Annotated in this window: 13 protein-coding genes; 6 read left to right on the forward strand and 7 right to left on the reverse strand. The window is 58.6% G+C overall.

The window, feature by feature from the left end; genetic code table 11:
• The first annotated feature begins 28 nt into the window (after positions 1 to 28).
• From HW450_RS08075 to HW450_RS08090, 4 genes are read left to right on the forward strand one after another with little or no spacing between them, the layout of a single operon-like run.
• Positions 29 to 1,501, forward strand: a complete 1,473-nt coding sequence (locus HW450_RS08075) for a DUF3375 domain-containing protein (RefSeq protein ID WP_182385137.1) — start codon at positions 29 to 31, stop codon at positions 1,499 to 1,501.
• A complete protein-coding gene (locus HW450_RS08080; RefSeq protein ID WP_182385138.1) occupies positions 1,502 to 2,089 on the forward strand; it encodes a DUF4194 domain-containing protein in 588 nt (195 codons plus the stop codon).
• Positions 2,086 to 5,430, forward strand: coding sequence for an ATP-binding protein (locus HW450_RS08085; RefSeq protein WP_182385139.1), 3,345 nt, complete (start codon positions 2,086 to 2,088; stop codon positions 5,428 to 5,430). Before HW450_RS08080 ends, HW450_RS08085 begins: the two co-directional genes overlap by 4 nt.
• A complete protein-coding gene (locus tag HW450_RS08090) occupies positions 5,417 to 6,508 on the forward strand; it encodes a Wadjet anti-phage system protein JetD domain-containing protein (RefSeq protein WP_182385140.1) in 1,092 nt (363 codons plus the stop codon). The genes HW450_RS08085 and HW450_RS08090 overlap by 14 nt, the downstream gene beginning before the upstream one ends.
• A 4-nt stretch (positions 6,509 to 6,512) precedes the next feature.
• On the opposite strand, the gene HW450_RS08095 is transcribed toward HW450_RS08090, so the two are convergent.
• From HW450_RS08095 to HW450_RS08110, 4 genes are all read right to left on the reverse strand, one after another.
• The gene (locus HW450_RS08095) at positions 6,513 to 6,911 is read right to left on the reverse strand and encodes a hypothetical protein (RefSeq protein WP_182385141.1); all 399 of its coding nucleotides are present in this window, start codon (positions 6,909 to 6,911) and stop codon (positions 6,513 to 6,515) included.
• Between the two features lie 67 nt (positions 6,912 to 6,978).
• On the reverse strand, positions 6,979 to 7,578 hold the full coding sequence (locus tag HW450_RS08100) for an anti-sigma factor (protein WP_182385142.1): 600 nt from the start codon (positions 7,576 to 7,578) through the stop codon (positions 6,979 to 6,981).
• Positions 7,575 to 8,132, reverse strand: a complete 558-nt coding sequence (locus HW450_RS08105) for a sigma-70 family RNA polymerase sigma factor (RefSeq protein WP_182385143.1) — start codon at positions 8,130 to 8,132, stop codon at positions 7,575 to 7,577. The genes HW450_RS08100 and HW450_RS08105 overlap by 4 nt, the downstream gene beginning before the upstream one ends.
• Before the next feature lie 34 nt (positions 8,133 to 8,166).
• On the reverse strand, positions 8,167 to 8,427 hold the full coding sequence (locus tag HW450_RS08110; RefSeq protein WP_182385144.1) for a hypothetical protein: 261 nt from the start codon (positions 8,425 to 8,427) through the stop codon (positions 8,167 to 8,169).
• A gap of 176 nt (positions 8,428 to 8,603) precedes the next feature.
• Here HW450_RS08110 and HW450_RS08115 point away from each other — a divergent pair, with 176 nt between their 5' ends.
• On the forward strand, positions 8,604 to 10,232 hold the full coding sequence (locus tag HW450_RS08115; protein ID WP_182385145.1) for a cytochrome c biogenesis protein CcdA: 1,629 nt from the start codon (positions 8,604 to 8,606) through the stop codon (positions 10,230 to 10,232).
• A 2-nt stretch (positions 10,233 to 10,234) separates the two neighbouring features.
• On the opposite strand, the gene HW450_RS08120 is transcribed toward HW450_RS08115, so the two are convergent.
• Complete coding sequence (locus tag HW450_RS08120; RefSeq protein ID WP_182385146.1) at positions 10,235 to 11,881, reverse strand: FAD-binding dehydrogenase; 1,647 nt, start codon at positions 11,879 to 11,881, stop codon at positions 10,235 to 10,237.
• A gap of 70 nt (positions 11,882 to 11,951) precedes the next feature.
• On the opposite strand from HW450_RS08120, the gene HW450_RS08125 reads away from it, so the two are divergent.
• On the forward strand, positions 11,952 to 12,248 hold the full coding sequence (locus HW450_RS08125) for an XRE family transcriptional regulator (RefSeq protein WP_182385147.1): 297 nt from the start codon (positions 11,952 to 11,954) through the stop codon (positions 12,246 to 12,248).
• 3 nt (positions 12,249 to 12,251) lie between these two features.
• On the opposite strand, the gene HW450_RS08130 is transcribed toward HW450_RS08125, so the two are convergent.
• Both HW450_RS08130 and HW450_RS08135 read right to left on the reverse strand, forming a co-directional pair.
• On the reverse strand, positions 12,252 to 13,247 hold the full coding sequence (locus HW450_RS08130; protein ID WP_182385148.1) for an App1 family protein: 996 nt from the start codon (positions 13,245 to 13,247) through the stop codon (positions 12,252 to 12,254).
• Positions 13,248 to 13,264: 17 nt separating this feature from the next.
• Positions 13,265 to 14,617, reverse strand: coding sequence for an L-aspartate oxidase (locus tag HW450_RS08135; protein ID WP_182385149.1), 1,353 nt, complete (start codon positions 14,615 to 14,617; stop codon positions 13,265 to 13,267).
• Positions 14,618 to 14,632: the final 15 nt, after the last annotated feature.

Raw genomic sequence — 14,632 nt, forward strand, 5'->3', positions numbered from 1 at the left:
GCCCGCATCCCTTGCTAGATTTAAGTGCATGAATCGCATGACTCCGATTGCGGACGCTGTCACTATGCTGCGCCTAGCCGACGACTCCCCGGCATGGGCGATGCTGCGAGCCACAACTGCGCCCGCCATCGTTGCTATTCTCAGTGCGATATTTAAGGGTGATAATAGGCAGGTTACTGGCACTGAACTGATCCTGGCCGTGGAGCCAATGCTCATTGATATCCGAGAGCAAACAAGCTTGGAGCTGCCGAAATCGGCCACTGCCTACGTCAATGACTGGGTGAAAGCGGGATATTTGGTTCGTCGCAGTCCACAAGGCACCCGCGATGAGTTTTACGAATTATCTACCGATGCGCACGTAGCTATCGAATACGTGCAACAACTCCTCAATCCACAACGCAGCGTGACCCGTTCCCGCCTAGGAACGCTCCAATCGAACCTGCTTGAGTTGGCTGCCGATACGGATCCAGACGAAGCGACAGCTATCCGACGGCTGGAGCAGCAGCGCGATAAGCTGCAAGAACGGATAGATCAAATCAGAATGACCGGGGCAGAGGTCATCACTGATGAGGAAGCCGTAGAGCGCGCCCGTGAGATACTAACCTTGGTCAGTGATTTGCCCACCGATTTTTCTCGCGTTAGAAGTGACATTGAGGCGGTCGATCGAAAACTACGCGAATCGATCGTGGAGGAGAAACTGGGCGCAGGTGAGGTACTGGATAACGTATTCCGGGGCGTGGACCTCATCACCGATTCTGAGGCAGGTAAAGCCTTCAACGGGTTTTACGAGGTATTCCTTGACCAGGAACAATCGGCACAGTTTGATGCCACTTTGGAAACCGTGATGTCCCGTGGTTTTGTTGAAAAGCTCAGCGTGACCGAACGTGCCGAGCTGCGTGGGCTCATGGACACCCTCGATACGTCTTCCGGTCAGGTACACGATTCCATGACAGGGCTATCGCGCTCCTTGCGTCGTTTTGTCCAGTCTCGGGAAGCTGAATCGCAACAGGCACTGACAAAGGCCATTAACCAGGCGCAACAGCTAGCCTTGAAACTCGCCCAACAGGGAGTGGAGGCACGGCGCCTCACGGGCATCGAACTGGAACTGACTACCAGGCAACCCCGCTCCCTATCCACCTGGGTGCTACACAACCCAATGGACTACCGTATTGACAGCGAAATACACCTTAACGAGCCTGGTGAGATTGACCTGGCGGCGATGCGACAGCGGATCCGAGAATCAGAAATTGACTGGGCGGAACTCACCGAAGCGATCGACCATGCGATTGAGAAAGACGGAAGGGCGTCGATAAGCGACGTGCTCACATTACACCCCGCCACCCAGGGCCTCGCCAGCATCGTGGGGCTGATAAAACTCGCCCACCAACACGGCAAACGTGCAGACGGAACCGAGCTGCTCACCTGGGAGAGCCCTACCGGAAAGAAGCTCCAGGCACGATACGCAACATATGAATTTACGGCCCCGATAGGACGCGGATAGATGGACAACAAACTTCACGAGACAGACACCGGCACACTCACCGGAGCTCAACGACGCGCCCTCGCTGAACTCATCCGCGGACCCTACATCTCCCACCTGAACAAACCCGAAGTTTTCCAAACAGTGTCCGCCTCCCGTGAGGTGCTCGGCGAACAACTCGACAACCTCTTCCTCACGCTCATCGTTGATGACAACGCCGGAGTCGCCTACGTCAAAGCGTGGGATGAAAACGTCGCCGAACAACGAGCACTGCTGCGCACCATGTCCTTAACCTTCATGGATACCGTCGTCATCCTGCACCTACGCCGTGAACTGGTGACCACCAACCCGAACGAACGCACCATTGTTGATGAAACAGAAGTCTTCGAAGCGACCCTGCCGTACCAAGCTGCCGGAGGCACCGACCACAGCTCACGACGAAAAAAATTCGATGCCGCATGGAACAAAATGAAAAATAACTCCATCGTGATCAAAACCCCTACCGAAGGACGATTCGAAGTATCCCCAGTACTGCGCATCATCTTCTCCGCAGAAGAGATCGCCACCGTCACAAAATCCTTCGAAACGCTCCTGGAGGAACACACATGATCACTGGCCAGTACCGCCTCGACACCATTCAAGTACACAACTGGGGCACCTTCGACGGATTGCACAATGTAAAGGTCGCGCGCGCCGGGTATCTCATCACCGGCCCTTCCGGCTCCGGAAAATCCACGCTCATCGACGCAGTATCCACCATCCTCGTACCGCCGGCCAAGCTCAAATTTAACGCCGCTGCAGACTCCGGAGGCAGTTCCGGACGAGACCTAGTCACCTATTGCCGGGGAGCTTGGCGCCGGGAGCACTCGGAAGAAGCAGACGAACTCACCCGCTCCTACCTGCGGCCCGGGGCCACCTGGTCTGGAGTGATGCTGCGCTACACTGACGGTGCCGGAAACACCGTCAGTGCCTGTCGGCTCATGTACCTTTCCACGAAGGTGCACGCTAACCAAGACATCGTCAATCTGTTTCTGTTGCTGCCACGGGAAGCCGAGATCCCGGAATTTGAGCAACTCGCAGTAGATGGGCTCAATATCACCACGGCGAAGAAAGAGTTTCCGGAAGCCCTAGCAGTACAACGCACCCACCCTCAGTTCGTCAGTGCGCTGCGCCGTCAGTTAGGCATTGCTGATGAAGGAGCCCTTGAACTATTACACCGCACCCAATCAGCAAAAACCCTCGGTGACCTGAACTATTTGATGCGCAACTTCATGCTGCCTGAGCCAGAAACTTTCAGCATTGCGCATCAGGCGGTAGAAAACTTCACTGAACTCCAAACGGCCTACGCCACCGTCGTTACCGCCCGCGAGCAGATCGATCAGTTAACCCCCATCCGAACCGCCGCCCAAGAACGAGAACAGCTCACCGCCCAGACTGCGGAAAGAGAAGCCGAAAAAGCAGGGCTGCCGGCCTTCGTGTACCAGCAGAAACAATCATTTGCCCAGGCAGAATTGGAACAATGCCAATCTGAACTCACCGCGACAGAGGCACTGCACTCATCCCTGGACAACAACATCGCTGCGCTGCAGACGGAACGTGATCGACTTTCTGCGTTGATCCATGGAGAAGAAAGCTCCGGGCTTGTCGCAGCAACTGCAGAACGTGACAAAGCTGCCGATCAACTGCGCATCATCAATCAGGCAGAAAACGACTTTGCAGCACGCTTGGCAGACATTTCCGCTACAATGCCGGGCACAGTTGAGGAATTCACCAACCTTAGACTCCAGCTAGAAAATGACCTCCAGGACGTTGCCACCCAGAGTGAAAACAACCGCAGCAAGCTACAAACCGTGTACGGTGACCTGCGAGAACTGCACAACGAGTGCGATAGTCGAATAACAGAACTGGAGGCAATCCGTAAGTTCCAGTCCACCATGGACTCGAAACTGCTCGACGTCAGAGCGATGATCGCTCGGATCACCGGCATCCGAGAAAAAGAGCTTCCCTTCGTGGCCGATCTGATCAAGATTAGCCCAGATCACCTGCGCTGGCAGGCAGTAGCAGAGCGGGTCATGGGCGGTTTTGCCCGCAAGCTGCTCGTCCCCGAAGAACACTATGAACAAGTGTCCGCTGCGGTTGAAGGGACGCATCTGGGAGCGAAGCTCCAGTACATCCGCTTCAACAACCAGCTGGAACACAGCAAGCCGTCCCCTTTTACCGCTCAATCGCTGGCGACAAAAATCGACGTGCAACCCGGGAAGTACCACGATTGGATTCAAGCGCAACTGTCGAAACAGTTTGACTACGTATGTTGCGAAACTCTCGACCAAATGCGTGAGGCACGTCGCGCAGTGACCGTCCATGGCCAGGTGAAGCATTCCCCCACGGAACATGTGAAAGATGATCGTTTCCGGATTGATGATCGCTCGCGGTGGGTGCTTTCTGGAAATGTGGACGATAAGATCGAGGAACTTCAGCGCATCATTTCGGTTGTGAAGCGAAGCATCTCCGTTAAAGAGCAAGAAGCAACCCGCATCCGTACCGCCTTGGATAAAGCCAGCAACCGAACTGCCACGGTGAAGCGACTGCTGGAAACTACAGATTTCGTGGCCATCGATGTAACTGCAGCACAGGCTGCGTTGGATAACGCCCAGCGGGTTGTTGATGAACTCACCGATGGCAACCAAACGCTCACTGCACTGAAAAAGCAACAAGCGAAAAACGAATCAGCTATTTCGGAAGCGCAACAGCAGTTGAGAAAGCACGACCAAACAATGGGGCAGCTGCTGTCGAAAATCGAGCAAGCCGAAAAGCAGCTCGCCAATGCTAGCGCCTGGCTCGCTGAAGCCCCTGAGCTCAATCAAGAAGTAGCAGAGCGCCTGAATCAGCGTTGCGAAGCAATCGACCGGTCAATCCGAGCAGATAACATTGATCGGCTGCATGACACTGTGCTCAATAAGCTCAGCAATGAACTAGCCGCGTTGCATCAGCGCGCAACGCGCCAAGAGGGTGTCATGGTCACTGCCATGCAGCGTTACCTGGATAAATGGCCCCAGCGCGGTGGTGATCTTACCGCTGAGATCGCCTGGCAAGCAGACTTCCTCGCTGAATTGGAGCGTCTGGAATCTGACGATCTGCCCCGCTTTGAAGAACGGTTCCGGGAGATGCTTCAGGAACAAACCAACAAGCACTTGGGTAGATTGCGTCGTCTGATTAGGGAAGCCGCTTCTAAGACGCGGACCTCCATTCAGCTGATCAATGATTCTTTGGCAGCAGTGGACTTCTATCCGGGGACTCACTTGCAGATTGAAGTGCGTGATGCGCAACCGGCAATCGCTCGAGAATTCGTGACACTGCTTGACGAGGCCTTGGCCGGCAGCCTCACCGACCCGGATCGGGAAGAAAGCGAACGTCGGTTCCATAAGCTCAAAGCCGTCATTGAAGCCGTGCAACCATCTGATCGCACCACTGCCCGGGAGCGCCGACTGCGGCTGGATACCCGCGAGCACGTCAAGTTCCTGGGTGTTGAGTATGCCTCAGATGGTAGCCGGGGTGCAGTCTATGACTCTGCGGAGGGGCTCTCCGGTGGTCAGGCCCAGAAATTGTCCTCGTTCTGCTTGGCAGCAGCTCTGCGGTATCGGCTTACCGGAATGGGGCTCACCGCAACTCAAGCGAAGAAATCTACCGTGGTTGCTGGGGATGCGGTGTATCCGAAGTATGGCACGATCATCCTCGATGAAGCCTTCGACCGTGCAGATGCTGAATTCACCCGCGCCGCGATGGAAGCCTTCGGGCGCTTCGGCTTCCATATGATCCTGGCTACGCCCGAGAAACTTCTGCAGACCGTGCAGGACTACATTGGCGGTGTCCTCATGGTCGAATGTCCGGATCGTAAGCGTTCTCGCACCAGCGCGTTAGCAATTGAGGAGGCAGTTGATGAAGGCTCCTAGGGATGTCGTCACGCGTGCTGCCACATTTTATGAGCGCAACCATCGCGCCTGGTTGGGTGGCGAATTTGCGCCTCTGACGATCAGCCTGCAACCGCCGAGCGGTCGGGCAGCCGAGCTTGACGACGGCCAATCCACCAAAACCTGGTTGAAACAATGGTCCACAAGCACGATTCCGGTGCACCGGGAGCAGCGCAAACTGGGCTACTTAGGATCCTATGACCTGCCAATGCGTGTTGTTCTCGACAGTCCGGAAACAGCTGCTGCGGTCGCCGGGAAGTCGCAGCATTGGCAACGGATTAACGAACTGATGGACAGATTCACGGCCGAGCTTGGCGTGAGCGTACGCGCACCGCTGGTCGAAAAACTCACCGCTTGGCAAGGGTGGAAAGATGTCACCGTGGAGCAATTCATCGACGTTATCCGGTGGTTCCGTAGTTACGACTCCCGCGAATACTACATTCGGGAACTGCCAATCCTCGGGGTGGATTCCAAATGGATTGATAGGAATCGCACGGTAGTGACTGCCGTCGTAGGAGAGTTACTTTTTCGGGAGAAACCCGTGATGATTCAGCTGCGCAGCCTCGATGACAGCCTTACAATTCATGGCCTGTCCCACCTCAGCTGCGAACCGCAAAACCTTGGTGTCCTGCCAGGCCAGCGCATAGTTTTTGTTGAGAACTACATGACTTTTCTGGCGCTTCCTCCGATTGCCGGGGCCGTAGCCATTTATGGAGGTGGCTTGCAAGCGCACTCCATTGCAGCGCAACTACCTGGGCTAGCCGACAAGGAGATACTCTACTGGGGCGACATCGATACCCACGGTTTCTACATCTTGGACCTTGTGCGCCGTAAGCTACCGCACACCCGATCCGTACTGATGGATTTACACACAGCGCGGATACATGAACTGATGGCTGTGGAGGAACCAACACCGAAGCGCTTCCAACCACAATACCTTACCCCGGCGGAGGTCGAGACGCTGGAGTTTTTGTGGGAACGCTCCGCTACTAGTGCGCTCCGGATCGAACAGGAACGCATCTCCTTTGACCATGTCAACCGGGTGCTAGGGGCACTTTGACCCCCTAGCAAACCGCCAGCGGTTCCCGGTTGCCGTCGAGCAAGGTGATAGCCAGCTGGCGGCCGTGTACCGTGGAGGGTAGTGCCACCTCCCAATGCTTTCCGCGGCGCTGCACAGTGGGCTGCTCGCCGAAGCTGATGTGCTCCCAGATATCGGCGGGCTTATCAAAAGGCACCGCTGTCGCACTCAGTACCGCGTCCTGGGTGCGCAGCTGAAATTCGGGACGGCTTAAGGCCCGGAAGTTAATAATCGCCGACATGAGACGTGGCAAGTCCTCGTCGGTGGCGGAGGTGCACACCGCAAACGGGAGGGCTTTATTCAGCATGGGAATATGCAGCGGATCCGTCAGCAGAAAAGGATCGACAAAGGTAAGGGTACTAATTTCAGGAATATTGGTAATCACGATTGCATAGATTAGCCAATTTTACGCGGGTTGTCGCATATTTAGGACGCTGGGGGTGGAAGCCCAACTACAGCGACACTTCGGCGAGTACCGCTCCGGACGGCTGCGCGCTACCGGCCATCGGCTCTTCCGTAACCATTACCTTCATGGTGTCGCCGGGGAGTGGCATCCACACATCGTCGTGGGGTTCGGGGCCGATCACACCAGCCGATTCCATACTGCCGTCAGCCATGACGGCCCACACCTGGGCACCCATCCCGTCGCCTACGGCGGGGATACCGTCAACCATCGCGCCGCCTTTGCCCATCGACTGCGACACCACAATGTCAAGCTGTGCACCCATTGCATTCGCTTGGGATTGCCGCGCATCGCTGGCGGCCATGATGCTATCCATCTGCTGGTGTGACGACGTTTCAGTAGACAGCCACGTAAGCGACCCCACCAGCAGCGCGGAAACAGCAGCCAAGGTCAGTAGTGGCGCAGCCAGGCGCCTTCGCAGTGGCTTGACGACGCCCACTGCTTCCGACTCTTGTGGCTCCTGCGGGATCTGCGGAGTCTGCTGAATCTGCGCGAAAATGTCCGCCTTGAGCGATTCGCTTGGTTTAAGTGGCGGCGCGGCCCGATTGAGGAGGTCTTCGATATCCTCCGGAAACTCAGGTCGGGTCATCGCACACCTCCTAGGGCTTTGTTGCTGCTCAGGGCATTTCTTAGTTTAGTGAGGCCATCACGAACGCGTGTTTTCGCGGTGCCGAGCGGCACACCAGTGGCTTGCGCTATTTCGGAGTGAGTCATTCCGCTGAAATATGCGAGCAGCACTGCGCTGCGGTGTGGCTCTCCAATAGAATCGACCAAGCTCCGAATCTGGTGTGCTTCCAGCTCCGCTACGGCTTCTTCTTCAGCGGGGGACCAGACGGTAACTTGCTTGACGTAATCGGCGGTATCGCGTCGTTTAGCTGCAATGTCGGAGCGGAGCCGGTCGATGGCCCGGGACCGCGCCAGCCTGAGCGCCCAGGAGCGGGCGCTGGACTTGGCCGGATCAAATGAAGCGGCGGTCCGCCACACCTCAATGAACACTTCCTGAGTGACCTCTTCAGCCTGTGGGCGATCCTGAATCACCTGGTACACCACACCCAAAATCTGGGGCGCAAGCTCGTCATAAAACTGGCTGAAAGCGTGCTCATCACCCTGGGCGACTTGAAGGAGCACACTTTCCAGATCCATAGCCAGAGAGTTTACAACGTGCGCGCGCAAAAGGTTACTTCATCATCGCAGTTTCGGACGGCATCATCCCCTCGGAGGACATCATGGCGTCCTCGGATGGCTTCATCATTTCAGAAGTCATCATCTCGGAGGTCATCATCGAGTCCGATGGTTGCATCTTCTCGGAGGTCATCATGCCGGTAGGCTCCGGGCTCATCTTGGCGTCATCGGTGTTGTTGCAGGCTGCTGCACCGAGTGCCAGGGTGGCGCAAGCTGCGACCAAACCGAGCTTGGTGGCGGTAGTACGTGCAAACATAACTTTCTCCTTACGTGGTACGTGGCACAAGCGTGTTCTTGTGCGTCATTTAGTAGTTCGGAGGGGTGGTGTTGATCGGATTGGATCGGATGGAAAATTTTTTCTCCAATCCGATTGACCGGAGGTGTCGAACTACTGGGTGAGAAGAACATCAGGTGATTTGGAAAGGACTGGCCGTGTTTGAGTTAGCAGTAATTGGTGTGGTTGGCGGCCTGGTCACGGGCATTTCGCCGTGCATTTTGCCGGTGTTGCCGATTATTCTGACGGCGTCAGTGGGCAGGAAGCCAACGCATGTGGTTGGGGGACTGACGTTAAGTTTCGCGGTAATCACGCTGCTGGGCACCGCGGTGTTGGACGCGCTGGGTCTACCAAAGGATGTGCTGCGCTGGGTGGGGATCACCATGCTGGCGTTGGTCGGCGTGGGGATGATCGTGCCGCGGGTGGGGCAGTGGCTGGAGGCGCCGTTTTCGTTGATTCCGCGCCCCTCCGGTGTGCATAGCGGAGCGAAGGAAAAGGGTGGTTTTGTCCTCGGCCTGGCGTTGGGCGCGGTGTATGTGCCGTGCGCAGGGCCAATCCTGGCGGCGATTAGCGTTGCTGGTGCCACGGGCGACATTGGGCCTTCCACCGTTGTGCTCACATTAGCGTTTGCCGTTGGCACCGCGCTGCCGTTGCTGGTGTTTGCCCTGGCTGGGGGCAAGATCGGTGAAAAGGTCGATGCGGTGCGTCGCCACTACCGTGCCATTGGTGTGTTGTTGGTGGCGTTTGCTGTGGCGCTGGCGCTGAACGTGCCGGAGAAGCTGCAGCGTGCGGTGCCGGACTGGACAGCAGGGGTGCAGCAGCAGTTGGGGAACAATGACGTGGTTAAGGGCGCGTTGTCTCACGGCGGTGGGTCTCTCGCCGCCTGCCGAGGAGCTGACCCCGGCACATTGCACGACTGTGGCGCTGCCCCAGAACTGGCAGGCATCACGAACTGGCTCAACACCCCGGAACCGGTGACGCTCACGCAGGGGCAGGTGACGTTGGTGGACTTCTGGGCGTACGCCTGCATCAACTGCCAGCGCGCCGGGGAACACATCACAAAGCTTTACGACGCCTACGCCCCTGCCGGATTACAAGTAGTGGGGGTGCACGCGCCGGAGTACGGGTTCGAGCACGAGACCGCGAACGTGCAAGCTGCCGCCGAGCGAGAAGGGATCCATTACCCAATCGCGCAGGATAACGACTTTGTGACCTGGAAGAACTTTGACAACCGCTACTGGCCAGCACGCTATCTGGTGGATGCCCAAGGCAATGTACGACATATCCACGAAGGGGAGGGCGCGTACGCGGAGACCGAGCAGCTGATCCGCGAGCTGCTGCGCCAGGCTAACCCGAACGTGCAACTGCCGGAACCGGTAGAACACGGCGTCACTGAGTTAACGCAGCACCGTAACCCGGAAACCTACTTCGGGCATCAGCGGGCGCGTTACTACACCAATCCCAACTACTCCCAAGGCACGCAGGAGTTTCAGGCAGTCACCCCGGACGTGGGCTTTTATACCCTCAATGGGCAGTGGACCATCAACGACGACCACATTGTTCCCGGCCCAGGGGCCTGGTTAGAGGTGGGCGTGCACGCGGCCCACGTACAGGCTGTGGTGTCAGGCGAGGGACAGCTGAAAGTTCAGCTTCCTGATGGCTCGCAGCGCAGCTTCCCGGTGCAAGACGGCACGATTGATGTGCTGCGCCAGCAAGCACCCATCGACGGGATCATCAAACTGATCCCTGATGAAGGTACCAGGCTGTATTCCCTCACCTTCGGATAGCGCTAACTGCGTGCCAGCGCCTCACCAACTCGCTTGCCGGAGTGAATACAACCGCCGAGGAACGTCCCTTCCAGTGCGTTCTTGCCGTGCATGCCGCCTCCGCCGAATCCGGATGCTTCGCCACAGGCGTAAAGCCCAGGGAGCACATCACCGGAGGCGGTGAAGCACCTGCCGGAGAGGTCAGTTTCAATACCACCGAGCGTCTTGCGGGTAAGTACTTGCAGGCGCACCGCGATGAGCGGGCCATGGGACGGATCCAGGATTCGCCCTGGTGGGGCGCAGCGCACGATCTTATCGCCCAAGAACCCGCGGGCGGTGCGGATGTAGTTGACCTGAATGTCCTTGGAGAAGGGGTTGGCGAGCTGGGAGTCCCGATCTTCCAGCGTTTTACGTAAATCCGACAGCGAGACCGGCACAGGGGCAAGCTCATTCATCCCCGCCACCAACTCTTCCAAGGAATCAGCGACCACCCAGTCCACGCCGTTATCCATGAAGGCTTTGACCGCCACGTGCGTCCCTGGCGTGACTTTCCCGGCCAGCTTTCGGAAGGACTTATCCGTCAGATCCGGATTCTGCTCCGAACCGGAGAAGATAAATTCCTTATCGGCAATCGCCTGGTTGAGGATGAACCAAGAATAGCCATGACCAGTGCGGCCGATATGAGAAAGCGCCGCGAGGTTATCGGAGCCGGGGAATAGGTGCGTCGGCAAGCGCTTGCCTTCGGCGTCGAGCCACACCGACGACGGCCCCGGAATAATCCTAATGCCGTGACCAGGCCAGATCGGGTCCCAGTTGATCATGCCTTCCGGGTAGTGCCACATGCGGTCCGTGTTGATCAGTCGCGCGCCAGCAGCGGCCGCAACATCAATGCCCCGGCCATCCACGTGCGCCGGCACCCCGGTAACCACGTCCTCAGGGCAGGGGCCCCAGCGATCAGACGGCCACATCTGGCGAACCTTTTCCAGGTTTCCACCAATGCCACCGGTGGCAATGACGACGGCGTCGCCACGGAGTTCAAACTTTTTCACCACGTCCGAGGGGGAAGCTGCGCCGCGGTTCAGGTCATCACAGGGAACCAGGATGTCGCCACGTACGCCCACCACTGCGCCTTCTTCCACGATCAGCGAGGTAACGCGGTGGCGGAAATGGAACTCCACCCGGCCTTGCTGCTCCATCTTCTCTAGCGGTTCTCGGAACACCCGCACCACCTCCGGGCCGGTACCCCAGGTGAGGTGGAAGCGGGGAACAGAGTTGCCGTGGCCGGAGGCATCGCCGGAGCCACGCTCTGCCCAGCCGATGGTCGGCAGCACGTTTAGGCCCAGTTCCCGCAGGTAGGAGCGTTTCTCTGTGGCTGCGAAGTGCACGTACTCGCGGCCCCATTGGCGCGGCCAATGGTCATGGGGTGCATTGTCGTACTGGGCGGAGTTCTCCCAGTCACGCCAGGCGAGCTCCTCGGAGTCGTGCACCCGCATGAGCTTTTGTTCGGGGGAGCTCACATAAAACAGTCCGCCCAGTGACCAAAATGCTTGTCCGCCCAGGTTGGCGCGGTTTTCCTGATCCAGGAAAACAACATGTTTCCCGCCCTTGGCAGCCTCAAAACCAGCGACCAGCCCGGCCAAGCCGGTGCCTACGATAATGACTGTTTCCATGGCACAAGTGTAGTGACCTCACCCTGATTCTCGCGCTCCGCGAGGGAAAAAATCTTTTAAGCTATCAACCATGTGGCAACCATCTGACAAGTGGCAACGACGACACACCCAAGACCATGCCTATCGCATCGTGGTGCACGTACCCGCGCTTACCGACGCCGCCTGGGAGCGACTCCGGACTGAAAACGAAGCCTCGGACGACCGCATCGATTTCGGCGGGGTGTATCTGGAACGCCTCACGGGAAACGAAGTAGCGGCGGTCAGTGGCGGTGAGGACGCCTTTGACTCCCTCGATTACGCATTAAATGACATGTTGCGTGGGGCAGCAGGCGACTTCACCGTGGTGACCGAAAAAGTACTGGACTAAGCCCTAGGATTCGCCTAGCTGCTGGATCAGTTCGCGTCCGTTGGCCCCTTGGATCCACGGCACGGGGGAGCTAGCGGTGGAGCTTTCGATGGGCGTCGCGGAACCGTGGGCGAGGACATGTTCGCCTGGGGTGAGCTGACGGATCGCGACGAGCGTAATCCGATCGGGGTGCTCCGCCACAAGGTTGCCGTAGGTGAGCGGGTCATGCTGCCCGTCATCGCCGACGAGGATCCAGTGGATATCAGGGAAATCAATGATGAGGTTCCGCAGCTGCACTTTCTTGTGCTCTTGCCCGCTTCTGAATAGGCCGGTGGGGGTGGGACCCCAGTCAGTGAGCAGCAGTGGGCCACGTGGGAAACCGTGGTCGGCGAAGAACTTCACCAGGGCAGGGAAGGTGTTCCAGGCTCCGGTGGAGAGGTAAAACACGGGGAGGTCCGGCCCGAACTTTTCCCGGAGCGCCTCGTAGAAGGAGGCCATCCCGTCGACTGGTTTGCGGGCATTGGTGCGCAAGAACCAGGAATTGTACGCGGCGATGAGGGCGCGGGGCAGCATGGTCACCATGACGGTGTCATCAATGTCGGATACCAGCCCGTACTTCACCCCGGGTTGGAGGACGAGGACGTCGCAGGCGACTGATTGGCCACCTTCGACGTCGATATGCACCTGCTGCCAGCCCGGGGCGAGCCCGTGGTCGCGGATGGGCACGTCAATATAACCGTTGGTGCTGGTACGGGCCCTCACTACCTGGCGGCCGGCGCGGATCGTGACGGGGTGATCGGGTACCTGCAAGGTGAAAAACTGCCGAAAGCCTCGCTCCGCCGCAACCTTGATCGGGCGCGGGTTGCGCATCAGTACCCGCGCGAGCACGCGGATGCGATCGGCGTCACCGTAGCCAAAGTAGCTCTCTAACTCCGGTGTCCAACCGGCTTTTGCTGCACGTTTGCCACCCACGCTGTTGATCGTGTTTTCAATCGCGCGCGCAATGTCAGCAATACCCATGCGACCCAGGGTAGCGCTTAGCTGCGAGTGTGGCAGCCGAGCGTCGCTTCCCGACGCAGCGCCGCCGTCGCTATCTCCTTCGCAATGGTCACCGCCGCCGCATCCGGCAGCTGGCTTAGGGCGTCCAGAGCGCTGAGTAGACCCTCGCGGGTGCGGATAATCCCCACGCCTGCGGTCATGGTGCTGCGGAGTTGGCGCCATTGGGTGTCGGTAAGCTGCGCTCGGGCGGTGGTGTCCTGACGGGGTGTGCCGCTGAACCCGCCGCGGTGAACGTCCTCGGCAACGCGTTTGCCCACCACGAGCCCTTCGAGCAGGGAATTCGATGCTAGCCGGTTTGCGCCGTGCAACCCGGTGCAGGCGCATTCGCCAGCTGCATACAGTCCTTGGACCGTGGTGCGCCCATGCGAATCTGTCGCGATCCCACCACAGGTGTAGTGCGCCGCTGGCCGAACCGGTAGTAGATCCCGTGCTGGATCCAGACCGATCGTGGCTGCACCTCGGGTGACATTGGGGAACCGCTTTCTCACATTGCGGATACCGCGGGCATCCAGGAAGGCCTCCCGGCCGTAGATCGCACGAGCAACCACATCGCGTGGCGCCAAGTCATTGTCTGTCAGCCGGTTGCCCTCCCGATCCACCAGGTGGGCTCCCTCACCCCGCAGCGCTTCCGTGAGCAGGGGCTTTTGCCCGGATCCGGGGATGTCAAGCACAGTTGGATGGAACTGGATAAACTCCATGTCTTTCAGTTCAGCACCGGCGTCCTTAGCCAGAGCCATGCCTTCGCCGTGCGCGCCGGGCGGTGCGGTGGTGGCCTCAAACAATTGCCCGCACCCACCGGTAGCAACCAGCACGTTCCTCGCCTCAACGGGGCCTTGGTCCGTGAGCACTCCGGTGGGAGTGATGGCGCGGGCCTGTGCCGTGATGACCTGCGCGGTTGTCGCGGCGATGAGGGCACGTTCGATCTCTGCGCCCGTGGCATCGCCGTTGGCGTGAATGATTCGTCGTCGAGAATGCCCGCCTTCCAACGTTCGATTAAACACTCCATCGACCTGGTCAAACTGGGCACCGTGCCGGATGAGCCACTCCACGGCATCCGCACCACCAGCGATGATGTCCTGGGTGTGCGTGACATCGTTATGGTGTGCCCCGGCTGTGATGGTGTCCTCGGCGTGGAGTGAGGCGGAATCGTCGGTGGTGGTGTCGGGCAACCCCACGACCGCCAGGCCACCTTGGGCGAAGTGGGTAGCCGCGCCGGGGAAGCGGGGCCCGGACTTGTCGATGATCACTGGGGTCAGTCCGAGTTCCACAGCACGCAGAGCTGCGGAAAGGCCGGCAATGCCACCGCCGATGATCGCAAGGTCGAATTCCATAGGGAAAGGGTACGC

Source organism: Corynebacterium hindlerae, assembly GCF_014117265.1.
Taxonomy (GTDB): Bacteria; Actinomycetota; Actinomycetes; order Mycobacteriales; family Mycobacteriaceae; genus Corynebacterium; species Corynebacterium hindlerae.

Excerpts from the sequence above, each read along its gene's own strand:
- HW450_RS08075 (WP_182385137.1), top strand. The coding sequence starts at position 29 with ATGAATCGCATGACTCCGATTGCGGACGCTGTCACTATGCTGCGCCTA.
- HW450_RS08080 (WP_182385138.1), top strand. The coding sequence starts at position 1,502 with ATGGACAACAAACTTCACGAGACAGACACCGGCACACTCACCGGAGCT.
- HW450_RS08085 (WP_182385139.1), top strand. The coding sequence starts at position 2,086 with ATGATCACTGGCCAGTACCGCCTCGACACCATTCAAGTACACAACTGG.
- HW450_RS08090 (WP_182385140.1), top strand. The coding sequence starts at position 5,417 with ATGAAGGCTCCTAGGGATGTCGTCACGCGTGCTGCCACATTTTATGAG.
- HW450_RS08100 (WP_182385142.1), bottom strand. The coding sequence starts at position 7,578 with ATGACCCGACCTGAGTTTCCGGAGGATATCGAAGACCTCCTCAATCGG.
- HW450_RS08105 (WP_182385143.1), bottom strand. The coding sequence starts at position 8,132 with ATGGATCTGGAAAGTGTGCTCCTTCAAGTCGCCCAGGGTGATGAGCAC.
- HW450_RS08110 (WP_182385144.1), bottom strand. The coding sequence starts at position 8,427 with ATGTTTGCACGTACTACCGCCACCAAGCTCGGTTTGGTCGCAGCTTGC.
- HW450_RS08120 (WP_182385146.1), bottom strand. The coding sequence starts at position 11,881 with ATGGAAACAGTCATTATCGTAGGCACCGGCTTGGCCGGGCTGGTCGCT.
- HW450_RS08125 (WP_182385147.1), top strand. The coding sequence starts at position 11,952 with ATGTGGCAACCATCTGACAAGTGGCAACGACGACACACCCAAGACCAT.
- HW450_RS08130 (WP_182385148.1), bottom strand. The coding sequence starts at position 13,247 with ATGGGTATTGCTGACATTGCGCGCGCGATTGAAAACACGATCAACAGC.
- HW450_RS08135 (WP_182385149.1), bottom strand. The coding sequence starts at position 14,617 with ATGGAATTCGACCTTGCGATCATCGGCGGTGGCATTGCCGGCCTTTCC.